Raw genomic sequence first — 23,760 nt, 5'->3', positions numbered from 1 at the left:
CCCTCGTCATCGTCGAGCCTTCGTGCGGGGACGCTTGCCGCGGGGCGTCCACTTCCACCAGGGGTAGTGGTACTCGCCCTCCTGGACGTCGAAGACCCGACCGCAGTCGGTGCACTCGCAGACGCGCTTGGGCCGGTCGGGGAATCCCTTGTCGGTGACGACAGGGATCTCCTCGACGATCCGCACGAAGCCGTACGACTCCTCCTTGGCGGGCTCGTAAAACAGGTGGTCGGCGTACGCCGCACAGAGGCACTCGCCGTCGGCGAAGAGGCGCAGGCGCTCCATGGCGTGGCCCACGTGCTGGGCGTTGGACGCGAGGGCGCCACCGAGCTCGATGTCGTCCGTCGCGCGGTCGATGCGCCGGAGCTCCTTCGCCAGCGGCGCCAGCACCTCGGGGTCCCGGGTGCGGAACACCTCCCAGACGGCATGCATGATCCGTCCGCGGTCCTTCGAGACGAAGTCGTCGAGCAGGGTCATGCGACCCATCCTTCACTCCTGCGTGGACAGACCGTCCAACCAGGCCTGCCAGGCCGGCGTCTGCTCGTGCACGTAGGCAGCGGCGTCGGGGGAGAACAGATAGGCCCTGACGCCCGCGACGGTGCGGTCGCCCGCGTCGTGCGTGAAGATGCTCAGCAGACCCGGGACGGGTCCGGTCACGCGCACCAGCGTCTGCTGGTCGCCGGTCCGCTCGACCGTGCCGGTGAGCCCGCGCACGTCGACGGCGGTTCCCACGGCGCCGAGTCCCAGTCGCTCGTGCATCGTCGACCACAGGTCCTGCGCAGTGCCGGACAGCGAGGCGGACACGTCGAGCTGAGTGGCCTCCTGGCCCGGAAAGTGCGTCATGTAGAGCCGCAGGTTGTCGAAGAACGGCTTCCAGTTGGCGCCCATGTCCTCCCAGAACTCCGCCTCCCAGTCAGCCCCCGTGCCGAACCCGCTGGTGGTGACGCGGACGACACAGGTGCCGCCGGCCTGCGCCTCGACGACGAACTCGGACGTCAGCGCGCTGAGCGCATCCGGTTCCTGGCCCATCATGGCCGCCCAGTCCTCCTCGTAGGCCAGGCGTCGCGGCGGTTCCCAGCCCGTCACGCGGCCCTCGGAGTCCATCTCGGGGCCCATGTGGAAGCGCACCGAGCCGCCTTCGCGCTCGTCCATCTCGGTCGGGAGGAACCACGCGCTCATGCCGCGGGCGGTGGCGATGGCCTCCCAGACCTGTTCGGGCGTGCCCGGCACCTCGACGCTGAACTCGAGCCGGTACGGGACGTCGGGTGTCGTGCTCATCGGATCTCCTCGGGACGGGGGTGGGCGGCGACGACCAAACGGTGCGGACGTCCGTCGTCGTGGTGGTAGCGCGCGGTCAGGTCGAGCACCGCCTGAGTCAGGTCGTCGGCGAAGGCGGCCCGGTCGGCGGCCGAGCGGAAGCCGATCGTCGTGTCGATCGTCAACGTGGGCAGACGCTGGCCGGACGCGCCGGCTCGACGGGCGAGGGCGCCGACCTCGCGGACCATCCGCCCCGCCAGCGAGACCAGGTAGGCGGCCGAGAGGTGGTCGGGGTTGGCGCCCGGGTCTGCGGCCGATGCGCTGACGGCTGCGGGGGAGACGACGTACGACGCCGCCGACGCCTGCAGCACCCGCTCGGTGATGCCCCCGTGCTTGCGCTCCTCGGACAGCCCGACGAGGCCGTGCGCCTCGAGCGCCTTCAGGTGGTAGTTGACCTTCTGCCGCGCGAGGCCGACCTTCGCGGCCAGCCCCGAGGCGGAGGCCGGGACGGCCAGAGCGTCGAGCAGCCGGGCTCGCACCGGATCGAGCGCGGAGGCGGCTGCCTCAGGGCTTTCGATGACCTCGACGTCGTGCATGGCGTAAACGATGGCCGTTGACAACAATATCTGTCAAGAGTTCTGGGCGGTGGGTCGATGACGTCATGGCTAGCACCCGCTCGCGCGTCCACAAATCTGCTGATGTCGTCCGACGGGTACGCCGCCGGCGACCACGTGACGGCCGACCAGGCGCTCTTCAGCATGTGGGGCCAGGGTGTCGGGGCCGAGATCATGGGTCGCCGCAAGTTCGGGCCGCAGACAGGGGAGTGGCCCGACGACGGCTGGCCGGTCTGGAGGAACGCTCCGCGGTGGAGTCGATCACGACGTCCAGCGATCCCCACAACCGGTTGACGCTCGTGGCGGGCACCGACGTCGGCAGGCCGGCCAGCAGCACCGCCATCCGTCCGACATTGCGGTTGTCCTCGCCCGCACCGTTCACGTTGCCCCAGAACACGTCGCCGATCCGCGGACGGATCCAGGCCGGGCGCCTTCGAGAGGACGCCGGTCAGTGCCGTGGCCGCCAGATCGTCCGGACGCACGCCGGCCAAGGCGCCGCCGAACCTCGAACGGCGTCCGCGAAGCGGCGAAGAGGTAGGAGCTGGTCATGCGTCGTCTTGTTCGTGAGGTGGTGCGGGCAGGTCGGAAGGGTCGTGAGAGAGATGGAGCTCGATCATGCGGCGCTCGCCCTCGAGGCCCCATGGCGGACGGGTGCCCGGCCGGTAGACCACCCCGCGGCCCGTCATGTCGTCGGCGTCGAGGTGGCCTGCGTCGAGCAGCGCCTGTACACGCTCGTGCCGTGCCCGGATCATGACTGCGTGCCGGTCGAGCGCTGTCTCGAATGCCGCCCGGCCGACGACGTGGCCGCGGTGGTGGAACGTCGTGTACACCTGCGCGTCGATCTCGCGCACCGCCCTGAGCGACGCGATCGTGTCGACGAGCGAGGCCGTCGCGTCGCCGTAGTACGGGCCGAAGCTCGAGAGGTCGATGTCACCGAGGTACAGGACGTGGTCCGGCTCGACGAGGAATCCGCAGTGCCCCGGCGTGTGACCGGGGAGGTGGACGGGCGTCACGGTCACGCCGCCGAGGTCGATGGGACGTCCTGGTGTCAGCGTCTCGGCGCGCGTCATGGCCCGCCACGAGAACTGCGTCGTCACCAGCTCGTGCCACGCGGGATCGGTGTATCCGGAGGCGTCGGCGAACCCCTGCCACGATCTCACCGCCGACAGGTCGTCGGCGTGGACGAGGACAGGCAGGCCGGAGGCGGCGACGCCGACCACGTGGTCCTCGTGGAAGTGGCTGAGCAGGAAGCCGTCGTGGTCCGTCGGGACGACGTCGAGCGACGAGTCGATCGCCATCCGCCCTTCGCGGCCGGTGACGACGAGCGGAGCTCCCGAAGGGTAGGCGCGATGGTCGGCGTGCCACTGCTCGACGTGCGGCCCGAGACGGACGATGTCGAGGGACCTCCCGCCAGACGTCATGGTCGACCGGGCTCAGACCTGGGGGTCCGCGGCGAACCGCTGCTGCCCCCACTGGACGGCGTCGCTGAACGACCGCGGCCGCTCGAGGACGGCGTCCGCCGCCATGCGGCCGATGGCGGGGGACAGCTGGATGCCGTTGCCGCCGGCACCCAGCGCGCACACGACGGTGGGGTCGTCGGCGTGCCGCCCGACGACCGGTCTGTGGTCGGACGACATGGGGTAGATGCCGGTCCAGCTGCGACCGATGCGCATGTCGTCGACGTCGTGCAGACGTTCGGTGAGCGCGAGGGCGATCCGCTCGACGGTCTCACCGTCCATCGAGCCGAGCTGGACGTCGGGGGCGACCCCGTGGTGCAGGACCTCTTCGGTGTGCAGACCGGCGATCAGCTGGTCCTTGCGCTCGGACCGGAAGTACACCCCCTCCGACCCGGCGCCCGGCACGTAGTCCATGACGAACGGCGTGAAGGGCTTCTCGTCCGGCAGCTCGATGGCGACCGCGCCGTGCAGCTGGGGGATCAGCGTCACGGGCGCTCCGAGCAGGTCGGCGACGTGCCCCGCCCAGGGGCCGGCGGCGTTGACGACGACGTCGGCCTCGAACGTCCCGTTCGTGGTCTCGAGCCGCCACGAGCCCGAGCGGGTCGCGTCGACGAGTTGGCTGTTGGACCGGACGTGACCGCCCGACTCGCGGACGAGTCGCGCCAGCAGCTGGGTCACCTCGTAACCGTCGACGTAGCCGTCCCACGCGCCGAAGAGCCCGGCGGACACGTCGGCCGTGACGAGCTGCGGCCAGCGGCGGGCGATTTCGGCAGGCAGCAGGATCTCGGCATCGGTGATGCCGGCGGCGGCCTGCGCGGCGATGCTGCGCTCGAACTGTGCGATGTCGTCGTGGGAGTGCCCCAGTCGCAGGTAGCCGCCGTGGACGAACGGCAGCGCGTGCTCGTCGATCAGGGCGGAGTAGGCCTTGCGGCCGAACGCGCGGACCTCGACGTCACCCGCGTCGACGTACTGCGTCTCGATCATGCCGACGGAGCGCCCTGACGACCCCACGCCGGGGTGCCCCGAGTCGATCACCTCGACGCTCACCGACGGGTCGGACACCAGCTCCATCGCGGTGAACAGACCCAGCACACCCGCTCCGACAATGACGACTCGCTGCTGCTTCACGGTGCTCCAGATCTCGGTGAGTGACCGGCAGGCCCGGATCGAGAGCAAACATACAGTTCTGTCGTTTTAAGGTCAACGAGGTGGTGTCAGCCGGTGGTGGCGTCCAGCGACGCCACGGTCCAGCCCAGGCCGAGCACGTCGGCCGTCTCGCCTGCGCTCCAGGACGGCAGGGCCGCCAGGCGGACCCCCGTCTCGATGTCGGGCTCGGTGGAGCAGACCGCGCGTCCCTCGCCGTCGATCAGCACGGCGGGTGCCGCGGAACGCAGGACGTCCTCGACGGCCTGCACGTACGCGCGGGCGTTGAGGTCGACCGCCACCACGGCGGTCACCTCTCGTGCGGAGTCGCTGCCAGGGACGAGGACGGCTGCGGTGACGGTCAGGTCGTCGGTGCCCCACGAGTCGATGTAGGGCGCGATGAGCGTGTTCGTCCCGCTCGACGCCGGCAGCGTGAACCACCGCAGGTTGCTGAAGTCGTAGTACGAGTCGGATGCCGGGTTCAGGACGTGCCGCTTGGTGACCACGGCGCCGTCCCGCAGGATCCACCAGTGCATCACCCCGTCGCTGGACGTCTCGCCGGCCGTGGCGGCCATGCCGGCACCGCTCACGAGATCGAGCGTCTGCACGGTCTGGACGGCGAGCGACTCGACGACTGCGGCGTCGTGGTCGTCGAGGCGTCCTCGGCCGACGGCCTGGCGCAGGTCGAGCGCCGAGACCTCCTGGGCGAGGGCCTCGAGCCGCGCGAAGACGGGTTGCGTCAGGTCGGCAACCGCCCGTGCGACCGCCTCGAGCGAGTCGTGCTGGTTGGGCGTGGTCATGCGTGCTTCCATCCGTTCGCTCGGAGTGAGGCCGCTCGCGAGGCGACGAGGTCGACGACGCGTGCCGCCGTGAGGCCCGCGGCCTCGACGTCTGCGTCTTGAACGGCGGTGGTCAGCGTCGTCAGCAGGGCTGCGACGTCCTCGCGCGTTCGTGCCTCGGCGTACGTCAGGGTCAGCACGGGCGCGTACTCGACCTGAAGCCTGATGGAGGCGGCGCTCAGCTGGGACGACTGGGAGGCTGCGGCCAGCTGGATGAAGTAGCGGCTGTCGGCGCGGCGGGCCGACACGGCGTCCGTCGCCGAGCGGGCGTTGGCCGAGCCTCGCTCGAGCAGCCCGATGTCCTCGCGGGACGCCCGTCGCGCCGCGAGGCGGGCGGCCTCGACGCTCACGGCACGTCGCCAGTCTGCCTGGTCGCGAAGGTCGATGCTCGACAGTCCGGACACCTGGTCGAGGAGGACGCGGCGCTGATCGGGAAGGGGGCCGCTGACGACCGTCCCGCCGCCGCGCCCGCGCCGCGTGGTCACGAGTCCGTCGGCGCGCAGGGCAGTGAGCGCATCGCGCAGGGTGACCGGCGAGATGTTGAATTGCGCGGCGAGCGTTGTCTCGGACGGCAGCTGCTCGTTCTCGGCGAGGATGCCGAGGGTGATCGCCGTGCGGAGGCGCTCGGCGACCGCGCCCGCACGTCCGTGGTCCGCCAAGGGGGCGAACAGGACGCGGCGCGTCAGGGTCGAGAGAAGGTCGATGCCTTCATCGGGTCGGGTCGTCATGTGCCAGCGATCCTAGCCGCGGCACGTGTTTCACGTTGTTTACATGAATGGCTAGAACTTAAACCGACAGATGTGTATGTTTACGACGTCGTGTCCGTGAGTCCTAGATCACCAAGGGCCGCACGAGTGGATCAGGGAGTTTCATGTCGTCGTCGAAGGTCAACTACTCATCAACGTCGCTGGGTGACGAGGTGCTCGACGCGCGGTTCGAGGATGCGCTGAAGGAGCTGCGTGCCGTCGAGTCGCCGATCGAACCGCACCTGGTCGGTGACCGCGTCGTCGAGGACGGCAACCTGATCGAGCGGTTCGACCCGTGCGTGCCCGGCGCGCGGGTGTCGGCGGCACGCGCCGGCTCCGTCGAAGTGGTCCAGGCCGCCGTCGCCGAGGCGCGCGCGGCCTTCCGGGGCTGGCGGGCGATGCCGTATGCCGAGCGCACTCGTGCGCTGCGCGCCGTGGCTGCCGAGACCAGCGAGCGCATCGCCGAGATCGCCGCCATCGTGTCGGCCGAGACGGGAAAGACGCGCCTCGAGGCCGTGGGTGAGACGCAGGAGGTTCTCGACATGATCGAGCACTACTGCTCGCTCATGGAGGACAACGACGGCTACCACGCCGTGCAGAAGTCGACCGACACCGAGAAGAACTACGACGTCCTCGTCCCCTACGGCGTCTTCGCGGTCATCTCGCCGTTCAACTTCCCGGTCGCCCTGACCGTGGGGATGATGACCGGAGCCCTGGTCACGGGCAACACCGTCGTGCTGAAGCCCTCGGACAAGACGCCGAGGTCGACCGCCGAGATCGCCCGCATCTTCCACTCCCACCTGCCGTCCGGCGTCGTGAACATCGTGCACGGCGGTGCCGACACCGGCCGGGCCCTGGCTGCCACCGACGTCGACGGCATCGCGTTCACCGGCTCGGCACAGGTCGGCTGGGACCTGGTCGAGACCCCGTCGCCGACCGGGATCCCGCGGCCCGTGCTGGCCGAGATGGGCGGCCAGAACCCCGCGATCGTGGCGGTGTCGGCCAACCTCGACGACGCCGCGGAGGGCATCGTTCGCTCCGCCTTCGGCCTGTCGGGTCAGAAGTGCAGCGCCTGCCGGCGCGTCGTCGTGGTGGACGAGGTCGCCGAAGCGCTGGTGGAGAAGATCGTCGCGCGCGCCGAGGCGCTCGTCGTGGGCGACCCGCTCGACACCGCCACCAACATGGGGCCGGTCATCGACGACGCGATCGCCCGGCGTGTCGACGACGCGATCGAGGTGGGACGCCGGGACGGCACGATCCGCACCGGCGGACGCGTGCCGGACCGCGAGGGCAACTTCTTCGCGCCCACCGTCGTCACCGACCTGCCCGACGGGCACCCGCTGACCCGCGACGAGCTGTTCGCGCCGTTCCTCGCGATCACTACCGTGCCGGACTTCGCCGCAGCGCTCGACGAGGCCAACGCGGTCGAGTACGGACTGTCGGCCGGCGTCTTCAGCCGCGACGAGGACGAGGTGCAGCTGTTCCTCGACGACATCGAGGCGGGAGTCGTCTACGTCAACCGGGCGGCCGGCGCGACCACCGGCGCGTGGCCGGGCGTGCAGTCGTTCTGCGGCTGGAAGCGCAGCGGCTCGTCGGGCAAGGGCGGCCTCGGCCTGTGGTACCTGCCCGGCTTCATGAAGGAGCAGAGCCGCACGATCGTCCGGGCGGTCTGACGATGTCCGGTCCGCACCCGTCCGACTACCGCCAGCACCCGCTGGCGCAGCGTGCTCGCGAGGTCATGCCTGCGGGCAACACCCGCACCACGGTCTTCGTGCCGCCGTCGCCGCCGTTCGCGGTGTCGGGGTCCGGGGCGTGGGTGACCGACCAGCTCGGCCACCGCGTCATCGACTGCAACAACAACTACACGGCCCTGATCCATGGCCACGCCGATCGACACGTGCACGCGGCGGTCATGGACGTCATCGGTACAGGTACGGCCTTCGGGCTGCCGACCGAGACGGAGGTGGCGCTGGCCGAGCACCTGAGACAGCGCACGTCGATCGAGCGCTGGCGGTTCTCGAACTCGGGCACCGAGGCAGTCATGACCGCCATCCGAGGCGCTCGGGCCTACACGGGCCGCGACGTGATCGTCCGCTTCGCAGGCAGCTACCACGGCACGACCGACGCCGTCGCGGACCGGGCCGCTCCTGGCGTTCCTCGCTCGATCGGGGCCTCCGTCGTCGTGGTCCCGCAGGGCGACCGGCGCGCTCTCGACGCGGCACTGGCCGAGCATGCCGACGACCTGGCCGCCGTGTTGATCGACCTGATGCCCAACCGTGCCGGCCTCGTGCCCGCGGAGCAGGACTTCGTCCGGCACGTCCGCGAGGCGACGACCGCCCGTGGGGCCCTGCTCATCGTGGACGAGGTCATCAGCTTCCGTCTGGCGGTCGGGGGTCTGCATCGCTCGTACGGCATCGAGCCCGATCTCGTGACGCTGGGCAAGGTGATCGGAGGCGGGTTCCCGGTGGGAGCGGTGGGTGGACGCGCGGACGTCATGGCGGTCTTCGACCCGACGCGGGGTGGCGCGGTCGGGTGGGGCGGGACCTTCAGCGCCAACCCCATCACGATGACGGCCGGTCTCGCAGCCCTCGACTGCTTCGGCGAGGACGAGGTCAGTCGTCTGAACGCCCGCGGCGATGCTCTGCAGGGCCGCCTGAAAGATCTTGGGGTCGCGGTGAGCGGTCGCGGGTCGCTGCTGCGGATCCGCGAGTCCGTCGATCTCGGCGTCCTGTGGTGGCACTTGTACCGATCCGGGGTATTGGCCGGTACCAACGGCCTCATCGCCCTGTCGACCCCCATGACGGACGACGACGTCGCCACCGTCGCCGACTCCGTGGCGGTGGCCGTGGCCCAGACCAAGAACGAGGAGACCGGTTCATGACCGAACCACTCACCAGTCCAGCACGACCCATCCTCAGCATCGAGGGATTGAGCAAGCAGTTCGGTGACCACACCGCCGTGGACGACGTCTCGCTGGACGTCCGGCCCGGGGAGGTCGTCGCGATCATCGGGCCGAGCGGGTCCGGCAAGAGCACCCTGCTGCGCTGCATCAACCTGCTGGAGTCGCCGACCACGGGACGCATCACGGTCGGCGGCATCCCGACCGAGGTCGATGGCAAGGTGAGCCAGCGCGAGCTGGTGGCACTACGGCGCAAGGTCGGCATGGTCTTCCAGTCGTTCAACCTGTTCCCGCACCTGACCGTGCTGCGCAACATCTCCCTGCCCCAGGAGCGCGTGCTGGGGCGCAGCCGGGCAGAGGCGGACGCGCGATCGATGGCGCTGCTCGAGCAGGTCGGACTGGCCTCGAAGGCGTCGTCGCACCCGCCCAGGTGCTCCGGCGGTCAGCAGCAGCGGGTCGCCATCGCGCGCGCCCTCGCGCTCGACCCGAGCGTCATGCTGTTCGACGAGCCGACGTCGGCGCTCGACCCAGAGCTGGGCCTCGAGGTGTTGTCCGTGATGCGGCAGCTGGCCGACGAGGGCATGACAATGATCGTGGTGACCCACGAGATCCACTTCGCCTCGGACGTCGCCGACCGGCTCATCGTCATGGCCGACGGCCGGATCATCGAGCAGGGCGACCCCAAGACGGTCATCGACGACCCGCAGGTCGAGCGCACGCGCACGTTCCTCTCGGCCATCAGGGATCGCTGATGGACCACCTCGGCGTCGTCCTGGGCGGTGTGCCGACGACCTTGCTCGTCACCGCGACGTGCTTCGGTGTCGGTGCGGTGCTCGGGCTGGTCCTCGTGACGGGGCGCCGCTCCGGCTCGGTCGTCGTGCGCGGGCTGTCGCGCACGATCATCGACCTGCTGCGCGGCATCCCGCCCATCGTGTTCTTGTTCATCGTGTTCTTCGGCATCGGCAGCGGAGCGATCAGGCTGAGCCCTTTCGTGGCCGCCGTCATCGGTCTCGGGCTGATCTCAGCCGCGCACCTCGCGGAGATCTACCGCGGGAGCCTCCTCGCGGTGCACCGCGGGCAGTTCGAGGCGGCGCAGGCGTTGGGTCTCGGCCGCGTCACGACGTACACCCGCGTCGTGGGTCCCCAGGCGGTCCGGGTCGCGATCCCGGGCATGGTCACGTGGGCCATCAGTCTGCTGAAGGACTCGGCTCTCGTGTCGACCATCGGCGTCGCGGAGATCATGTCCGTCACCAATCAGGACGCGCGGTCCAGCGGCAGCAGCCTGACGCCCTTCGTCATCGCCGCCGCGATCTACATCGCGCTGGGCTCGCCGCTCGCTTATCTGTCGCGCTACCTCGAGCGCAAGCTCAGCCTGAAGGGAGCTCGATGACATGTCGACCTCACTGATCAACGACTGGGGCGAGTGGCTGCCTCGGCTCTGGGACGGGCTGCTCGTCAGCCTGCAGGTCACCGGGCTGAGCCTGGTCCTCGGCTTCGTCATCGGCCTCGGCTTCGCCCTGCTGTCGTCGGCTGGCTCGGGACTCGTGCGGTGGCCGGCCATCCTGCTCGTCGAGATCGGTCGCGGCATGCCCGCACTGGTCATGCTGCAGCTCGTGTACTTCGGCCTTCCCGGCGTGGGCATCACGTTTGACGCCTTCCCGGCAACCGTGGTGGCGCTGACGCTGACGACCGCGGCCTACACGAGCGAGATCATCCGAGCCGGTCTGCGGGCGGTCCCCGCCGGCGAGCTGGAAGCCGCGGACGCCCTCGGCCTCTCTCACGTGGACGCGATGCGGTTCGTCGTCATCCCCCAAGGCCTGCGCATCGCGCTTCCGACCCTGATGGGCTTCGCGATCCTGATCTTCCAGGTCAGTGCCCTCGCGTACTCGCTGGGCCTGCCGGAACTTCTCGGACAGGCGTACTCCATCGGCGCGGCGACCTTCCGGTACCTGGACGTCCTCGTCCTGGCCGGTCTGCTCTACCTCGCCATCACGATCCCTGCGAGCTGGCTCGTAGACCGACTCGAACGGCGCTTGTCCAAGCACCTGGGCTGAGTCACCACCACAACACAAGGAGAAGGCAATGAAGACACAGGCAATGCGACGCCTCGGCGTGGTCATGGTTGCCGCGCTCGCGCTTGCTGCGTGCGGCGGCTCGGGGGACGACGAAGGATCGGCGGTCGACGCATCGTGCAAGCCGGCGCACGACATCAAGACTGTGAAGAAGGGCGTGCTGACGGTGGCCCTCACCAACACCCCGCCCTACTCGTTCGAGGAGAACAAGAAGATCGCCGGCATCGACAGTGCGATCGCGACCGACCTGGCCAAGCGTGAGTGCCTGAAGGTCGAGTTCGCGCCGTACACGTACGCGACCGCCATCCCGGCGGTCAAGACGGGTCGTGCCGACGTGGCCGTCGGAGGGTTCTACCGCACCGCGGAGCGTGCGGAGCAGGTCACGCTGAGCGAGCCTGCCTATCTCGACGAGATGACTGTCATGTCCGACGACGGCGCCTCGACGGTGGACGACTTCTCGGGCAAGAAGGTCGGGACGGTCGAGGGCTATCTCTGGGTCGACGCGCTCAAGAAGCTCGACGGCGTCGAGACCCGGGTGTACCCCGACTCGGGCAGCCTCGCCAACGACCTCAAGTCGGGTCGCCTCGACATCGGCATCGACGGCTACGGCGCGGCGTCGATCTCGGCCAAGGGGACGGACCTGAAGCTCGAGGTGCTCGAGGAGGACCCGCGCGTGCCGGCGACCAGCGAGCCGTCGCAGACCGCGATGCTCCTCGATCCGAAGAACGACGCACTCGCCTCGGCCCTGAACGATCTGCTCGAGAGCCTGCGCTCGGACGGCGGACTCGCCAAGATCCTCAAGGCGAACGGCCTTCCGGCCTCTGCCGCCGACGTCGGACCGGCGCGACTCATCTGAGCCGGCCGGTGGCCGCCTCGTCCGTCGAGGCGACCACCGGCACGCTCGCGGCCATCGAGAGGACGACATGCAGAACGACAGGGCATCGGCCATCACTGACGCGCTCGCGCAGCTGAGCGACGCGGCATCGGCTCTCGGGCTCGACGACGGGGTGCACGCGATGCTGGCTGCCCCGCGTCGCGAGCTGACCGTGAGCATTCCGCTGCGGCGCGACGACGGATCGGTCGAGGTGCTGACCGGCCATCGCGTGCAGCACAACTTCTCGCGCGGCCCCGCCAAGGGCGGCCTGCGCTACAGCCCGGACGTCGACCTCGACGAGGTGCGGGCGCTGGCGATGTGGATGACGTGGAAGTGCGCGCTGCTCGACGTGCCGTACGGCGGTGCGAAGGGCGGCGTGCGGGTGGATCCGCGCGTCTACAGCAGCGGCGAGCTCGAGCGCATCACCCGCCGGTACACCAGCGAGATCCTGCCGATCATCGGTCCGATGCAGGACATCCCCGCCCCTGACATCGGCACCGACGAGCAGACCATGGCGTGGATGATGGACACCTTCTCCGTCAGCCAGGGCCACACGGTGCCGGGTGTGGTGACCGGCAAGCCCATCAGCCTCGGCGGTTCGCTGGGGCGGGCGAGCGCGACGTCCCGCGGGGTCGTCCACGTCTCGCTGGCCGCGATGCGCGCCGCCGGGCTGGACCCGTCGACCGCGACCGCCGCGGTGCAGGGCTTCGGCAAGGTGGGACGCGACGCGGTGCGGTTCCTCGACGAGGCCGGGTGCCGCGTGGTGGCGGTGAGCGACCAGTACGGCGCGGTGCAGGACCTGGACGGACTCGACGTCGAGGCGCTGTGCCGTCACGTCGACCTGCACGGCAGCGTCGTGGGCCTGGGCGGGGCGGACGTCGTCACGCACGAGGAGCTCCTCGCCGCCGATGTCGACCTGCTGGTGCCGGCCGCGGTCGAGGGCGTGCTGCACGCGGGCAACGCCCACGACGTCCGTGCCTCGATCGTCGTCGAGGGCGCGAACGGTCCGACGACCCGGGAGGCCGACCGGGTGCTGGCGGCCTGTGGGGTCACCGTGGTGCCGGACATCCTCGCCAACGCCGGGGGAGTGCTCGTGTCGTACTTCGAGTGGGTGCAGGCGAATCAGGCCTATTGGTGGGGCGGGGACGAGGTCGAGCAGCGCCTGGAGGAGCGCATGGTCGCGGCGTGGGAGACGGTCGACCGGAGGTCCAAGGACGACGGGATCACGCTGCGCGAGGCAGCTACGCGGCTGGCCGTCGCGCGAGTCGTCGAGGCACACCGCACCCGCGGGCTGTACCCCTGAGCCGCCAGGACAGCGGTGCGGGGTGGACGCTCGCGGCCACGTCTGCCCTGGCCTTCGCGCTGACGGGTCCGCTGGCCAAGGCGATCCAGCAGTCGGGCTGGTCCGTGCCCGCGACCGTCAGCGCACGGTGCTTGCTGTCCGTGCTCGTCCTCTTGCCCTTCGTCGCGCGGGGGCACCCGGGTCAGGTGACGCGCCTGGCGCGCCAGTGGCGGCACGTCGGGTCTTACGGTGCAGTCGCGATCGGGGGCACGCAGCTGTGCTTCTTCGCCGCGATCCAGCACGTCCCCGTAGGGGTCGCGCTGCTGATCGAGTACCTGGCACCCGTGCTGATCCTGCTGCTGGGTTGGGTGCGAGGGACGTCCGCGTTCAGCGTCGTGACGCTCGCGGGCGCACTTTGCTGCCTGGCCGGGCTGGCGCTGGTCGTCGACCTCGGCTCGGGATCGACCATCGACGCGCGCGGCGTGGCCTGGGCGCTGGCTGCTGCGGTGTGCCTGGCGTTCTACTTCGTCCGGTCGTCGACCGTCACGGTCGGGCTCGATCCCGTCGCGGTCGTCGCGGGAGGCATGCTGGTGGCCGGCACGATGATCCTCGTCCTCGCGGTGGTGGGTGCTCTCCCGTGGCAGGTGTCGTCGGCGCCGGCACTCCTGGCCGACCACCGGATGCCGATCGCCGTTCCGCTCGCCGGGCTCGTGCTGGTCTGCACGGTCGCCGCCTACGTGACGGGCGTGATGGCGGCCCGCGTGCTCGGCGCGCGACTGGCCTCGTTCGCCGGGATGCTCGAGGTCGTTCTGGCGGCGCTGGTGGCCTGGCTGCTGCTCGACGAGGGGATCTCCTGCACCCAGGCGGTCGGCGCCGCGGCCATCCTGACCGGCGTCGCGACCGTGCGTTGGCGCGAGGAACGAGCAGTGGATCTCACGGCCGGAAGGCCTGGACAGTAAAACAACAGATTTATAGGTTTTGAGCACGCGCTACGGCATGCAGCCGCTCCGCATTCGCACGACGAACAGGAGGGCTCGATTGGACGAGCCACACGACTGGCAGCGGGTCTCGCCGCTGCACTGGTGATCGCGCCGCTGGGCCCGATCGTCGTCCCGACGCCTATCGACGACGTCATCACGTTCGGTGACAGCTGGAGCTCGGCCAACCACGTCTTCGGGTCGAGCCCGGGCGGCGCCTGGCCGCAGATCCTGGCGCAAAAGCTGGGGTCGACGCAGACCGCGGACACCGACGGGGGCGAGAACTACGCTCGGGGCGGCGCGTGGGTTGTCCCGATCGAGGCGTACTACTCCAGCGAGTCGCCGACGCCCGTGAGCCAACAGATCGACCACTACGTGACGAAGCACCGCACGTTCGACGCCGACGACCTGGTCACGCTGTGGGTCGGCGGCAACGACCTGTTCGCCTACAGCGGCAGTGGCGAGTCGGACACCACCCCGTTCTACCGAGGCACCCAGACGCCGGCCCAGCTGAACAAGCTGACGTCCGACATGTCGGTGGTCGCAGCCACCGAGGTCGACGCGCTGAAGCGGGTGCTGTCGGTGCGCGCAAGGTCGCGGTGCTCGACATGGTCGACTTCGGCCTCACGTCCAACGACCCGTGCCTGACGCCGGCCGGAAACGCCGTGGTGGGCGCCATGAGCGAGGTCCACAACCTCGCGCTCTACAACGCGCTGTCGACATCGGGTCTGCTGGACGACGAGCGGGTCGACTTCGTCCAGATCAGCAGGTTGTTCGACGCGATCGCCGATCGCCCGGCCGACTACGGCTTCTTGGTCGTCGACGGCGACCCGTGCCCGGGATGGGATCGGTGCGACCCGGCGTCCTGGCCGACCCTCGATGCCGGCCGGACCTACGTTTTCGGGCAGTGGGGGCACTTCAACGCCGGGACTCGTGAGCTGATCGCGCAGACGGTGTACGACTCGGTGACGTCTCGATGGGCCGCCAACCCAGGCACGGTGAGCATCTCGGGCACGGCTGCGGTCGGCCGCCGGGTGACCGCGACCGTCGGGCCCTGGAGCCCCGCAGCGATCCTGACCTACGCCTGGTTCGTGGACGGCAAGGCCATCAAGGGTGCGACGGCGCTGACGCTCACGCTGCCGGCGTCGACGGCGCGCAAGTCACTGACGGTCGTCGTGACCAGTCACCGGACCGGTCAGGCCGACACCGCGGTGACGTCCGCCCCGGTCCGGGTCGGGAAGGGTTCGCTCGACGCTCCTCGACCGAGGATCAGCGGTGCTGCCAAGGTCGGCAAGGTCCTGAAGGTCAGGACGGGCACGTGGAAGCCGAAGGCCGCGCGCGCCTACACCTGGTACGCGAACGGCGAGGCCGTCCGGGGAGCCACCCGCTCGTCCATCAGGCTCACGCCGTCCCTGAAGGGCAAGAAGATCGCGGTCCGCGTCACCGGACGTCGCGATGGCTACGCCACGACCCATGTGACGTCGCGCCCGACGCGTCCGGTGCGGCGCTAGCGGTCCAGGAGGCGGGTCGAGGGGTTGAGGTCCCCCGCCCCGCCTCCGCAGGCCCGCCGTCGGGGCCGGTGACCCCAAGGATCGCTACGGTCTCCGCCATGAGTGACGCCCTGCCCGCGGACGAGAAGCGAATGCGGCTGAGGTTCGCCGGGACGTGCCGGGTCTGCGGGGCCGATCTGCCCGCCAGGACGCTGGCGGTCTACGAGCGGCCGACCAAGACGGTCCGCTGTCTCGAGCACGTCGAGCACGTCGAGCCGCAGGCGCCGGACGAGCCCGTCGACGTAGGGACGCCAGGCGCTTCGGCCCGCCGGGAGTTCGAGCGACGCAGGGCGAGTCGCGAGAAGCGGGTGCGGGCGAAGCACCCCCGGATCGGCGGTCTGCTGCACGCATTGTCGGACGAGCCGCAGACGACGGAGGCGTGGAACACCGGTGCGGTGGGGGAGGAGCGGCTGGGTGCCAGGCTGAACGAGCTGTCGTCCGACCGCCTTCGCGTGCTGCACGACCGTCGCGTCCCCGGCAGGCGCGCCAACATCGACCACGTCGCGGTGACGCCGACCGGCGTGTACGTGATCGACGCGAAGAAGTACGCCGGGCGGCCGCGCCTGAAGGTCGAGGGAGGGCTGCTGCGTCCCCGCACGGAGAAGCTGCTCGTCGGCTCTCGCAACTGCACGAAGCTCGTGGACGGCGTCCTGAAGCAGGTCGACGTCGTGAGGTCCGTGGTTGCCGACGACGTGCCGGTGCACGCCGTCCTCTGCTTTGTCGAGGCCGACTGGCCGTTGATCGGTGGCGCCTTCGAGACTCGTGGAGTCTCGGTGCTGTGGCCGCGCAAGCTCTATCCGGTCCTAGCCGAGGAGGGGCCCCTGACGGCGGAGTCGATCGACGCGATCCATCGCGCCGTGGCAGCGGGGCTGCTCAGGGCGTGATGGTCGTCGGTCAGGCTGCCGGGGTGGCCGGCTGGGGTCTGGTGGTCCAGTGCAGGATGCCGTGGCCTTTATAGGTGTGGTGTCTTCGGCACAAGGGGCCGAGGTTGTCGCCGCGGGTCGGTCCGTGAGGGAACGGGACTCGGTGGTCGATGTCGCACCGTTCTGCGGGGACCATGCATCCCGGCGACTGGCAGGTTCCGTAGAGGAATCTGAGGGCGATGTTGAGGACGTCGGGGGCGAATCGTCCGATGTATTCGTGAGCGAGGATGTCGTCACCGACCGGGTCGACCACGATCCGGTGCCAGAAGGTGCTGCCTGAGCCGACGACGTCGGCGATCCAGGTGGCCGGGACGCCCCAGCGCCCGTCGGCGGACTCCGCAAACCCGGGGTTTGCACCAGCCAACACGTCGGCATCGACGGTCACGGCGATGTTGGCGTCGACGACGGCCTCTGCGGCGTCGGACTCGGTGCACCACGCGACCAGCAGGTCGGCCTCCCGCTGAGCCACCGTCCGGTCGTCATCAGGATCGACATCTCGGCGTGCGGCTTTGCGGATGCGGTCTTCGACCGCAGCAAGCTCGTGCGCCGGCAGATAGGCGCCGAGGAATCCCATCGAGTCGTCACCGTGCTGAAAGCTCACGTGCCGCTTGGCCCGCTCGTCGTCGGCCCGCTCGATCGCGAGGTCGGCCTCGACCCGGCGGACGAATCGCTTCAGCCAGGCTCGCAGCTCAGCCACCGTGTGCGTCTGCGCGTACTCGACCACCCGGCGATTCAGGCGGTGGACGGACTCGGCCCGCTTCAGCTGGCTGATCGTGTGCCCGATCTCGCGCACCCGCGCCAGATCGACACGACCCTCACCGAACGCCGCCCACGTCGTAGGTGACTGATCGCGCACGGTGTCGGCGAACGACAACCGGTGCTGCACCTGACCCTCGCTGAAACCAATCGCCTCACCGATCTCCAAAGCAATCGCGCCACGTTCGTTGAACCGCTTGATCGCAGACTCGACCTCGGCCTCGATCCGCTCCAGCTCCAGGTCGCGGAACTCCAACATCGCCGCCAGCTCACGAAACTCACCCCGAGCACGATCCCGCGCGACGTCAGTCAAGACATCGATCGGATCGGTTGTCGAGGTGGCCATACATCCAACCTAGAGGCCACCACCGACACTCCTTTTGACTGCAACGAGAGGGTGTGGAGAACGATCGAAACTGCCGGAGACGTCCGTCCATCTCCCTCTTCAACGCGACGCCGATAGCCTGCACGGGCCGGTATGGACGCATCGCTCCCCGGGACGGCTCATGCTCAAGGCGCGCACGATCGTGGCTGTCACCGCAGGAACGATCCTCTCGATGACTGTCGCGGCCTGTTCGTCGAGCGAAGGATCCGATCCTTCGACCAGCTCGGCAACGTCCGGGTGGGCACGCTGTTCGCCGGCGCGCTTCTGCAGGTGTCTTGGAAGTTCCCAGCGTCGTACGAACAGGCACACGGCGACACGATGAGGGCGTACAGCAAGGACGAGCACTTCCGTATCTCGGTCTAGGCCGGGCCAGGCGACCAGGCGAGGGCGGCGTCGGCCATGGCGAACGCGCAGCGCCAAGCCAAGGCGAAAGGTCAGAAGACGTCGCTCCACACCGTCAGCGTGAAGGGCCGGAAGTTCGCCGTGCTGGTGCAGGACACGCCCGTGGCCGCGATCCTCGCCTAGGCGCACGCACCTACCCGCACGCACCCGAGGGCGACTCGACGTTCTACATCGTCCAGCTCGCCGCCGACACCAGCCTGGCCGATGTCCTGAAGAAGCAGCTCGACGCCTTCCAGCAGACGCTCGGTTCGCTGGAGTTCGAGCGAGGCTGGCCGCTGCGAGCTCGGTCGCTGTCCGGCCTCACGAGCGGATCTGGTCCCGGCGTGCAACGATCTGCGACGGGGGAACGACCAAGGAGGCCACATGTCCGACACCGAGGCTCCACACCCGGAGAGGGTCGAGCCTGGCTCCGGATACCCGCTCGGCCAGGACATGCTGCGAGCCACCTTCGCGTTGCTGCGTCAGGACAAGCAGATGTTCGCGCTGCCGTTCATCGGCATGGTGTTCGGCGTGATCGCTGCCGTCGCGCTCTTCTTCCCCGGTTACGGCATCGGCTGGTTCGTGAACGACCAACACCACAGCAAGCTCGCTTACTACACGGGTGCGGCACTCTCCGGGTTCGGGGCGACCGTGGTCTCCGTGTACTTCCAGGTCGCTTTGGTGATCGGCGCCAACCAACGCGCGGACGGCGGAGAGCCCACCGCGACGTCGTGCTTGCGTGACGCCCGCACGTACTGGAAGAAGATCGTCGCCTGGTCGTTGGTGACGGCGACCGCCGGTCTCGTGCTGCAGGTCATCCATGACAAGCTCGGCTTCCTCGGGTCCGTCCTCAACTTCGTGGGAGGACTCGCGTGGGGCATCGCCACCTACGTGGTGGTGCCGGTTCTGGTGACCGAGGACGTCGGCCCGCTGACGGCGGTGAGGCGATCCACCCGCGTGCTCCGCGACACGTGGGGCACCAGCCTGCGCACCGCCGTCAAGGGCAACATCATCGCCTTCGGGTTCTGGCTGGTGCCGGGCGCCGTGCTGGTGTTCGCCGCCGTGCTGGTGTTCACGGGCCCTCCGGCGCTGGTCGTGATCGGCTTCGTCCTCGCGGTCGTGTCCGGCGCCGCGCTCATCGCCGTGGCAAGCGTGATCGGTGCTGCGGGCACGTACGCCCGGGCGCTGATCTACCGCTACGCCGTCGCCCTGCCCACGCCGGGTATCGACACCCGCGTGCTGGCGGACGCCTTCAGGTCCAAGGGTTGAGCGTCTGATCGTTCAGGCTTGCGGTTCACGGTATTCGCTGTGATGGGATGCGCTCGGTCCACGACGGGAACGATGCATCGCACCACAATTCTTGGCGACGGCAACTGGCACGTGCCGGTGCAAGCAGGCACGGTGGGTGCATGACGACCTCGATCCTGCCCGTCGTCGTGCTGGTGGCGATCGTCGGATACATCGTCTATGACTGCGCGCGACGTCTTCCGAGGGGCGGGATGGGCCTGCAGGTCGGCTACGTCCCTCGGCGGCTTCGGTCCGCCGTCAATCGACTCTTCATCCGGCGAGGCTGGCCCGTGCCGTTCGACGACGACGGCAACCGCAGGCCGACGTAAGACCTAGTCGCTCACGGCTTACCGACAGGCTGCTGGCTACTGCTGATGCCAGCCGACGACGCGCTCGGCAACGACGCCGTTGAGCCGTGCGCCCTTGAGCCGGGCACCGGTCATGACCGTGACACCGTTGGAGCCGCCGGTGTTGACGTAGGTCAGTGTCGAGCCGGTGAGATCGCAGTTCGTGAGGTTCGCGTCGGTGAAGTTGCATCCGGCGAACGTCGCCCCGCGCATCGACGCGCCGGTCAGGTCGGTCCGGCTGAAGTCGCAGAAGAAGAAGTGACGCCGATCGAGCGTCGCGAGTCGAAGGTCCGCAGCACAGAAGTCGCAACGGTCGAACCCGTAGTTACCTGGTTCGAGGCTCACGAGGTCTAAGCCGGCGAAGTTCTCGTGCTTGATCGTGGCTGTCGCCGAGAGGCCCTGCAACCGGTCTCTCCAGCTCGTCTCCATGGCACCAGTGTCGACGATCGACGGGGCAGCCGCCGGACGTTCGCCAGGCTAGTGAAGACCGTGCCTGCGCCGACCGACTGTCAGGCCCGGCGCGTAGGTTCGCGGCATGTCGATCGACGAGGTGCTGCAGGCGTTGCGGGGGTCGTGGGGGCCGGACACGTGTGCGCCCGAGGACGTGTCCGACTGGCGGCCGGACAACCCGGCGCGCGGGCAGTGCGCCACCACCGCGGTCCTGCTGCACGACTACTTCGGCGGTTGCCTGGTGCGGGGCGAGGTGCGCGTCGATGGGCGGCAGGTCGACTTCCACTGGTGGAACCGGTTCGCGGACGGCCAGGTCGTCGATGCCACGATCGAGCAGTTCGCGCCGCACGAGGTCGTCGTCGGTGGCACCGACGTCGAGCGGCCGACCGGGCCGACTCGCATGGACGTCCAGTACGAGCTGCTGGCCTCGCGGGTCGCGGCACTGCTCGCCGACTCGACGTAGACGGTCAGCCCGCGGAACGCGCCACGTCCGCGGCGAGGACGGTCGGCCAGGTCTCGAGGTCGGCTCGGGTCGAGGCCACCGCGAGCGTGGCGGACGGCAGGATGTCGAGCAGCGCCTCGGCGGTCGACAGCGGATGGGACGGGTCGTCGACCCAGGCCAGAAGGGCTACCGGCACGTCGATGCCCGCAATGGCGTCGGGCGACGGCAGATCCGTCGCCCCGGCGCCGCGGAACAGCGACGGCAGCAGGCTCACGTCGACGTCCGGCTGCGTCTCGGGCAGGCCTGCGGTCGCCGGCGGGACGGGCTGCAGGCGTCCTGCCTCGAGGAAGACCTCGAGGCCCTGCTGCTCGATCAGCGAGGCAGCGGCCCGGTAGTCGTCGGCCTTGGCGACACGCGTCTCCCAAGCCGTCGGCGGCACGAGCAGGGTCAGCCCGCTGAAGCGGTCGGGCTCGCGGACGGCCGCATGCAGCAGCGTCGCGGTGCCCATCGACGGCCCCACCCCGTGCACGCGCTCGCCGGGAAAGTACGCGTCGAGCAGGCGCAGCAGGTCGTCCGCGAGGTTCTCCCAGCGGTAGTCGTCGGGCTCGGCGCGGCCCGTCGAGCGTCCGTGCCCGCGGGCGTCGTAGCGCAGCAGGCGCGTGCCGCTGAGACCGCGACCCAGGTCGAGGTCGAGCAGGCGGTCGCGCGACCGGCTCGACGTCAGCCCGTGCAGCTGGACGACCGGATGGCCGCCCTCGTCACTCAGCCCGAGGGCCAGGTCTGCGCCGGGGACCGCGAAGGTGCTCACCGTCGTCCTCCTCGCGTCACGTGGGACGGCTAGGGTATCGGCCATGCGACTGACCAACGTCGCCCATCTGCGCCTCCCCTTCGGACGATTGATGGGGTACGACGTGAGGGTCTCCGCGCCGGGCCGCCCGCTCACCGTGTCGTTCGACCAGCGGCGCCACGTCCACGCCGGCGAACGCCCCGGTTCGTGGATGGCGATCTCGTTCCGCCTGCCCGAGCCGGTCCCGCGGGACGCGCTCGCGACGGCCTGGCTCGCGGTCATCGCCCGGCACGGCACCCTGCGGTCGGTCTTCGTGCCAGGCGACGACGGCGAGCCGCGCCTGCACGAGGTCGAGGTGTCACCCGGCGCCTGGACCGAGCACGACATCGCCCCCGGCCAGTCGGTCAACGACGCGCTGCGCGACCAGCTGGACGCGGCGTGCACCCCGTACTCGCGGCCGTCGCACCGGCTCAGCGTGCTGGAGACCGCGACCGGCCCGACCGTCGTCATCGCCGCCGACCACGCGCACGTCGACATGTGGTCGATGCTCGTGATCGTCCGCGACCTGTTGGCCGGCCTCGGCGACATCTCCGCCGGACGCGACCCCGAGCTCGGCGAAGCGCCCTCGTTCGCCGACCACTCAGCAGCGCTGCGCGACCGACCGCCCGCGCCCGACGAGGTGCACCGGCGGTGGCGCGAGGTCATCGAGAGCAGCGGCGGCACGATGCCGCGCTTCCCGCTGCCGCTGGGCGAGCCGGCCGCCCACGCCGAGCGCGTCGAGGTGCGGGACGTGCTCGACGTCGACGACAGCGCCGCCTTCTCGGCACAGGCCTCTGCCGACGGCGTCTCGACGCTCGCGCTGGCCGTCTCGGCGATGACCGGCGTCACGCGCGAGCTGGCGGGCACGTCGCTGCGAGCGGTCTTCCCGGTGCACAGCCGCTACGAGGCGACGTGGCACGACTCGGCGGGATGGTTCATCACCAACTCGGTGCTCGAGTCGGCCGACGCCGATCCCCGCGCCTGCGCAGCCTCGGTCAAGGAGGCGGTGCAGCTGGGCTCGTGGCCGCTCGCGGACATCCTGAGCCCGTGGGGCGGGATGCCCGAGGCGCCCGGCATGTTCGCGATCTCGTGGCTCGACCTGCGACGCCTGCCCGTGCGCGTCGACGCCGCCGGGCTCGAGGCGCAGTACATCAGCGCCGCGATCCGCACCGACGGCGTGATGCTGTGGTTCATCCTCGACGAGAGCGGCCTGCACCTGCGCTGCCGCTACCCCGACACCCCGGACGCACGGCAGCACGTGGGGCAGTGGCTCGACCGGCTCGTCGAGCGCCTGCGGCGCCTCGCCCGCGCCTCGGCCAGCAGCAGGCTCGCGGTCGGCGACCGCGAGTACCGCGTGCAGCGGGCCACGCGCTCGGACGTCCCCGCGGTCGTCGCGCTGCTGGCCGACGACGAGGTGGGCGGATCGCGCGAGGACCCGCGGGCGGCGAGGTACGAGACGGCCTTCGACGTCGTCGCCCGCGACACGTCGCAGTACCTCGCGGTCGTCCGCGACGAGTCCGGCCGCGTCGTCGGCACGATGCAGCTGACGATCATCCCGGGCCTGCTGCGCGCCGGCACCACCCGGTTGCAGATCGAGGGCCTGCGCGTCGCGGCGGGGGAGCGGTCGCACGGCGTGGGTGCCGCGATGCTCGCGTGGGCCCACGAGCACGGACGCGCCCGGGGTGCGTCGTTGGCGCAGGTGACCACCGACGAGGGACGTGAGCGGGCCCGCGCCTTCTACGAGCGCCTCGGCTACGAGACCAACCACGTGGGACTCAAGCGTCCGCTCTGACGTCACCGCGACGCCGGACGTCGGTGATCGAGGACTGAGGGGTCAGAGCCCCAGCGACTCGTCGTCGAACGTGTCGCGCGCCTGCTGGATCTCGGGCATGTGCGCATCGGCCCAGGTGAGGAGAACCTCGACGGGGGCGCGGAAGGTCTTGCCGAGCGGCGTGATGGCGTACTCGACCGCGACCGGCCGCGAGGTCAGCAGCCGGCGCTCGACGAGTCCGTTGCGCTCGAGACGTCGCAAGGTTGCCGTGAGCGACTTCTGGGTCACGGCGGGGATCGAACGACGCAGCTCGTTGAACCTGCACGGGCGTTCGCAGAGCTCGTTCATGACGCTGAGCGACCACTTGTCGAGGATCTGGTCGAGCAGCTCTCGATGGGGCAGGGCGATGACGAAGTCGTGGGCGGTATCCGGCATGAGACCTGGTTTCGTTGAAGTGTCCTGCGACTACTAGGTATCAAGGA

General features: G+C 69.9%; 28 protein-coding genes. 16 read left to right on the top strand and 12 right to left on the bottom strand.

The genetic code is table 11. The features are described from left to right. Nucleotides 1–6: 6 nt before the first annotated feature. The 8 genes from DX116_RS00860 to DX116_RS00820 form a co-directional block, all read right to left on the bottom strand. Entirely contained in the window at nucleotides 7–477 is a 471-nt protein-coding gene (locus DX116_RS00860; protein WP_119702363.1) for a hypothetical protein, read from the bottom strand. 12 nt (nucleotides 478–489) lie between these two features. Further along, entirely contained in the window at nucleotides 490–1,278 is a 789-nt protein-coding gene (locus DX116_RS00855; RefSeq protein ID WP_119702362.1) for an SRPBCC family protein, read from the bottom strand. Continuing rightward, nucleotides 1,275–1,853: an ArsR/SmtB family transcription factor gene (locus DX116_RS00850; protein WP_119702361.1), complete on the bottom strand. Its 579-nt coding sequence runs from the start codon at nucleotides 1,851–1,853 to the stop codon at nucleotides 1,275–1,277. Before DX116_RS00850 ends, DX116_RS00855 begins: the two co-directional genes overlap by 4 nt. Before the next feature lie 190 nt (nucleotides 1,854–2,043). Next, nucleotides 2,044–2,268 carry a hypothetical protein gene (locus tag DX116_RS20445; RefSeq protein ID WP_199715876.1) on the bottom strand — a complete coding sequence of 75 codons (225 nt, stop codon included), beginning with the start codon at nucleotides 2,266–2,268 and terminating at the stop codon, nucleotides 2,044–2,046. Nucleotides 2,269–2,416: 148 nt separating this feature from the next. After that, a complete protein-coding gene (locus DX116_RS00835; RefSeq protein ID WP_119702360.1) occupies nucleotides 2,417–3,292 on the bottom strand; it encodes an MBL fold metallo-hydrolase in 876 nt (291 codons plus the stop codon). A 12-nt stretch (nucleotides 3,293–3,304) separates the two neighbouring features. Further along, a complete protein-coding gene (locus tag DX116_RS00830; RefSeq protein ID WP_147393545.1) occupies nucleotides 3,305–4,456 on the bottom strand; it encodes an NAD(P)/FAD-dependent oxidoreductase in 1,152 nt (383 codons plus the stop codon). Between the two features lie 86 nt (nucleotides 4,457–4,542). Beyond that, the gene (locus DX116_RS00825; protein WP_119702358.1) at nucleotides 4,543–5,271 is read right to left on the bottom strand and encodes a PDC sensor domain-containing protein; all 729 of its coding nucleotides are present in this window, start codon (nucleotides 5,269–5,271) and stop codon (nucleotides 4,543–4,545) included. Further along, nucleotides 5,268–6,038: a GntR family transcriptional regulator gene (locus tag DX116_RS00820; protein ID WP_119702357.1), complete on the bottom strand. Its 771-nt coding sequence runs from the start codon at nucleotides 6,036–6,038 to the stop codon at nucleotides 5,268–5,270. Before DX116_RS00820 ends, DX116_RS00825 begins: the two co-directional genes overlap by 4 nt. Before the next feature lie 143 nt (nucleotides 6,039–6,181). On the opposite strand from DX116_RS00820, the gene DX116_RS00815 reads away from it, so the two are divergent. From DX116_RS00815 to DX116_RS00765, 11 genes are all read left to right on the top strand, one after another. Then, nucleotides 6,182–7,729, top strand: coding sequence for an aldehyde dehydrogenase family protein (locus tag DX116_RS00815; protein WP_119702356.1), 1,548 nt, complete (start codon nucleotides 6,182–6,184; stop codon nucleotides 7,727–7,729). Between the two features lie 2 nt (nucleotides 7,730–7,731). Beyond that, complete coding sequence (locus DX116_RS00810; RefSeq protein WP_119702355.1) at nucleotides 7,732–8,937, top strand: aspartate aminotransferase family protein; 1,206 nt, start codon at nucleotides 7,732–7,734, stop codon at nucleotides 8,935–8,937. Continuing rightward, nucleotides 8,934–9,707 carry an amino acid ABC transporter ATP-binding protein gene (locus DX116_RS00805; RefSeq protein ID WP_119702354.1) on the top strand — a complete coding sequence of 258 codons (774 nt, stop codon included), beginning with the start codon at nucleotides 8,934–8,936 and terminating at the stop codon, nucleotides 9,705–9,707. The genes DX116_RS00810 and DX116_RS00805 overlap by 4 nt, the downstream gene beginning before the upstream one ends. After that, the gene (locus DX116_RS00800; protein WP_119702353.1) at nucleotides 9,707–10,345 is read left to right on the top strand and encodes an amino acid ABC transporter permease; all 639 of its coding nucleotides are present in this window, start codon (nucleotides 9,707–9,709) and stop codon (nucleotides 10,343–10,345) included. Before DX116_RS00805 ends, DX116_RS00800 begins: the two co-directional genes overlap by 1 nt. A gap of 1 nt (nucleotide 10,346) precedes the next feature. After that, nucleotides 10,347–11,009 (top strand): amino acid ABC transporter permease, encoded by a 663-nt coding sequence (locus DX116_RS00795; protein ID WP_119702352.1) that lies wholly within the window; start codon nucleotides 10,347–10,349, stop codon nucleotides 11,007–11,009. 28 nt (nucleotides 11,010–11,037) lie between these two features. Beyond that, nucleotides 11,038–11,883: an ABC transporter substrate-binding protein gene (locus DX116_RS00790; RefSeq protein WP_119702351.1), complete on the top strand. Its 846-nt coding sequence runs from the start codon at nucleotides 11,038–11,040 to the stop codon at nucleotides 11,881–11,883. Nucleotides 11,884–11,950: 67 nt separating this feature from the next. Continuing rightward, the gene (locus tag DX116_RS00785) at nucleotides 11,951–13,204 is read left to right on the top strand and encodes a Glu/Leu/Phe/Val family dehydrogenase (protein ID WP_119702350.1); all 1,254 of its coding nucleotides are present in this window, start codon (nucleotides 11,951–11,953) and stop codon (nucleotides 13,202–13,204) included. Beyond that, nucleotides 13,087–14,142, top strand: coding sequence for an EamA family transporter (locus DX116_RS00780; protein WP_119702349.1), 1,056 nt, complete (start codon nucleotides 13,087–13,089; stop codon nucleotides 14,140–14,142). The genes DX116_RS00785 and DX116_RS00780 overlap by 118 nt, the downstream gene beginning before the upstream one ends. Before the next feature lie 123 nt (nucleotides 14,143–14,265). Beyond that, complete coding sequence (locus DX116_RS00775; protein WP_119702348.1) at nucleotides 14,266–14,808, top strand: SGNH/GDSL hydrolase family protein; 543 nt, start codon at nucleotides 14,266–14,268, stop codon at nucleotides 14,806–14,808. Continuing rightward, nucleotides 14,769–15,671: a hypothetical protein gene (locus DX116_RS00770; protein ID WP_147393544.1), complete on the top strand. Its 903-nt coding sequence runs from the start codon at nucleotides 14,769–14,771 to the stop codon at nucleotides 15,669–15,671. The genes DX116_RS00775 and DX116_RS00770 overlap by 40 nt, the downstream gene beginning before the upstream one ends. 98 nt (nucleotides 15,672–15,769) lie before the next feature. Continuing rightward, the gene (locus tag DX116_RS00765) at nucleotides 15,770–16,594 is read left to right on the top strand and encodes a nuclease-related domain-containing protein (protein WP_199715875.1); all 825 of its coding nucleotides are present in this window, start codon (nucleotides 15,770–15,772) and stop codon (nucleotides 16,592–16,594) included. Nucleotides 16,595–16,604: 10 nt separating this feature from the next. Here DX116_RS00765 and DX116_RS00760 read toward each other — a convergent pair whose 3' ends face one another. Next, nucleotides 16,605–17,648, bottom strand: coding sequence for an HNH endonuclease signature motif containing protein (locus tag DX116_RS00760; RefSeq protein ID WP_158591856.1), 1,044 nt, complete (start codon nucleotides 17,646–17,648; stop codon nucleotides 16,605–16,607). Between the two features lie 525 nt (nucleotides 17,649–18,173). Here DX116_RS00760 and DX116_RS20385 point away from each other — a divergent pair. From DX116_RS20385 to DX116_RS00750, 3 genes are all read left to right on the top strand, one after another. Further along, on the top strand, nucleotides 18,174–18,299 hold the full coding sequence (locus DX116_RS20385; RefSeq protein WP_267897677.1) for a hypothetical protein: 126 nt from the start codon (nucleotides 18,174–18,176) through the stop codon (nucleotides 18,297–18,299). Between the two features lie 240 nt (nucleotides 18,300–18,539). Continuing rightward, a complete protein-coding gene (locus DX116_RS00755) occupies nucleotides 18,540–19,424 on the top strand; it encodes a DUF6159 family protein (protein WP_119702344.1) in 885 nt (294 codons plus the stop codon). A gap of 140 nt (nucleotides 19,425–19,564) precedes the next feature. Next, nucleotides 19,565–19,771 carry a hypothetical protein gene (locus tag DX116_RS00750; protein ID WP_119702343.1) on the top strand — a complete coding sequence of 69 codons (207 nt, stop codon included), beginning with the start codon at nucleotides 19,565–19,567 and terminating at the stop codon, nucleotides 19,769–19,771. Nucleotides 19,772–19,807: 36 nt separating this feature from the next. On the opposite strand, the gene DX116_RS00745 is transcribed toward DX116_RS00750, so the two are convergent. Continuing rightward, the gene (locus DX116_RS00745; protein ID WP_119702342.1) at nucleotides 19,808–20,218 is read right to left on the bottom strand and encodes a pentapeptide repeat-containing protein; all 411 of its coding nucleotides are present in this window, start codon (nucleotides 20,216–20,218) and stop codon (nucleotides 19,808–19,810) included. Nucleotides 20,219–20,324: 106 nt separating this feature from the next. Between DX116_RS00745 and DX116_RS00740 the strand changes: the two genes are divergently transcribed. Further along, entirely contained in the window at nucleotides 20,325–20,702 is a 378-nt protein-coding gene (locus DX116_RS00740) for a YunG family protein (RefSeq protein WP_119702341.1), read from the top strand. A gap of 4 nt (nucleotides 20,703–20,706) precedes the next feature. On the opposite strand, the gene DX116_RS00735 is transcribed toward DX116_RS00740, so the two are convergent. After that, nucleotides 20,707–21,489, bottom strand: coding sequence for an alpha/beta fold hydrolase (locus DX116_RS00735; protein WP_119702340.1), 783 nt, complete (start codon nucleotides 21,487–21,489; stop codon nucleotides 20,707–20,709). Between the two features lie 43 nt (nucleotides 21,490–21,532). Between DX116_RS00735 and DX116_RS00730 the strand changes: the two genes are divergently transcribed. Continuing rightward, complete coding sequence (locus DX116_RS00730) at nucleotides 21,533–23,299, top strand: GNAT family N-acetyltransferase (protein WP_119702339.1); 1,767 nt, start codon at nucleotides 21,533–21,535, stop codon at nucleotides 23,297–23,299. 42 nt (nucleotides 23,300–23,341) lie between these two features. On the opposite strand, the gene DX116_RS00725 is transcribed toward DX116_RS00730, so the two are convergent. Beyond that, a complete protein-coding gene (locus tag DX116_RS00725; RefSeq protein ID WP_119702338.1) occupies nucleotides 23,342–23,713 on the bottom strand; it encodes a winged helix-turn-helix transcriptional regulator in 372 nt (123 codons plus the stop codon). Between the last annotated feature and the right edge of the window lie 47 nt (nucleotides 23,714–23,760).

Source organism: Aeromicrobium endophyticum, assembly GCF_003586285.1.
GTDB lineage: Bacteria > Actinomycetota > Actinomycetes > Propionibacteriales > Nocardioidaceae > Aeromicrobium > Aeromicrobium endophyticum.
The sequence above is the reverse complement of the archived record's forward strand: the minus strand, read 5'-3'. Positions and strand labels throughout refer to the sequence as shown.

Bases quoted from the DNA above. Each gene is read 5' to 3' on its own strand.
- DX116_RS00800 (WP_119702353.1), top strand. From the start codon at position 9,707: ATGGACCACCTCGGCGTCGTCCTGGGCGGTGTGCCGACGACCTTGCTC.
- DX116_RS00805 (WP_119702354.1), top strand. From the start codon at position 8,934: ATGACCGAACCACTCACCAGTCCAGCACGACCCATCCTCAGCATCGAG.
- DX116_RS00730 (WP_119702339.1), top strand. From the start codon at position 21,533: ATGCGACTGACCAACGTCGCCCATCTGCGCCTCCCCTTCGGACGATTG.
- DX116_RS00815 (WP_119702356.1), top strand. From the start codon at position 6,182: ATGTCGTCGTCGAAGGTCAACTACTCATCAACGTCGCTGGGTGACGAG.
- DX116_RS00855 (WP_119702362.1), bottom strand. From the start codon at position 1,278: ATGAGCACGACACCCGACGTCCCGTACCGGCTCGAGTTCAGCGTCGAG.
- DX116_RS00795 (WP_119702352.1), top strand. From the start codon at position 10,347: ATGTCGACCTCACTGATCAACGACTGGGGCGAGTGGCTGCCTCGGCTC.
- DX116_RS00755 (WP_119702344.1), top strand. From the start codon at position 18,540: ATGTCCGACACCGAGGCTCCACACCCGGAGAGGGTCGAGCCTGGCTCC.
- DX116_RS20385 (WP_267897677.1), top strand. From the start codon at position 18,174: ATGGCGAACGCGCAGCGCCAAGCCAAGGCGAAAGGTCAGAAGACGTCG.
- DX116_RS00770 (WP_147393544.1), top strand. From the start codon at position 14,769: ATGGTCGACTTCGGCCTCACGTCCAACGACCCGTGCCTGACGCCGGCC.
- DX116_RS00820 (WP_119702357.1), bottom strand. From the start codon at position 6,038: ATGACGACCCGACCCGATGAAGGCATCGACCTTCTCTCGACCCTGACG.
- DX116_RS00810 (WP_119702355.1), top strand. From the start codon at position 7,732: ATGTCCGGTCCGCACCCGTCCGACTACCGCCAGCACCCGCTGGCGCAG.
- DX116_RS00850 (WP_119702361.1), bottom strand. From the start codon at position 1,853: ATGCACGACGTCGAGGTCATCGAAAGCCCTGAGGCAGCCGCCTCCGCG.
- DX116_RS00725 (WP_119702338.1), bottom strand. From the start codon at position 23,713: ATGCCGGATACCGCCCACGACTTCGTCATCGCCCTGCCCCATCGAGAG.
- DX116_RS00785 (WP_119702350.1), top strand. From the start codon at position 11,951: ATGCAGAACGACAGGGCATCGGCCATCACTGACGCGCTCGCGCAGCTG.
- DX116_RS00745 (WP_119702342.1), bottom strand. From the start codon at position 20,218: ATGGAGACGAGCTGGAGAGACCGGTTGCAGGGCCTCTCGGCGACAGCC.
- DX116_RS00860 (WP_119702363.1), bottom strand. From the start codon at position 477: ATGACCCTGCTCGACGACTTCGTCTCGAAGGACCGCGGACGGATCATG.
- DX116_RS00740 (WP_119702341.1), top strand. From the start codon at position 20,325: ATGTCGATCGACGAGGTGCTGCAGGCGTTGCGGGGGTCGTGGGGGCCG.
- DX116_RS00750 (WP_119702343.1), top strand. From the start codon at position 19,565: ATGACGACCTCGATCCTGCCCGTCGTCGTGCTGGTGGCGATCGTCGGA.
- DX116_RS00760 (WP_158591856.1), bottom strand. From the start codon at position 17,648: ATGTTGGAGTTCCGCGACCTGGAGCTGGAGCGGATCGAGGCCGAGGTC.
- DX116_RS00825 (WP_119702358.1), bottom strand. From the start codon at position 5,271: ATGACCACGCCCAACCAGCACGACTCGCTCGAGGCGGTCGCACGGGCG.
- DX116_RS00790 (WP_119702351.1), top strand. From the start codon at position 11,038: ATGAAGACACAGGCAATGCGACGCCTCGGCGTGGTCATGGTTGCCGCG.
- DX116_RS00765 (WP_199715875.1), top strand. From the start codon at position 15,770: ATGAGTGACGCCCTGCCCGCGGACGAGAAGCGAATGCGGCTGAGGTTC.
- DX116_RS00835 (WP_119702360.1), bottom strand. From the start codon at position 3,292: ATGACGTCTGGCGGGAGGTCCCTCGACATCGTCCGTCTCGGGCCGCAC.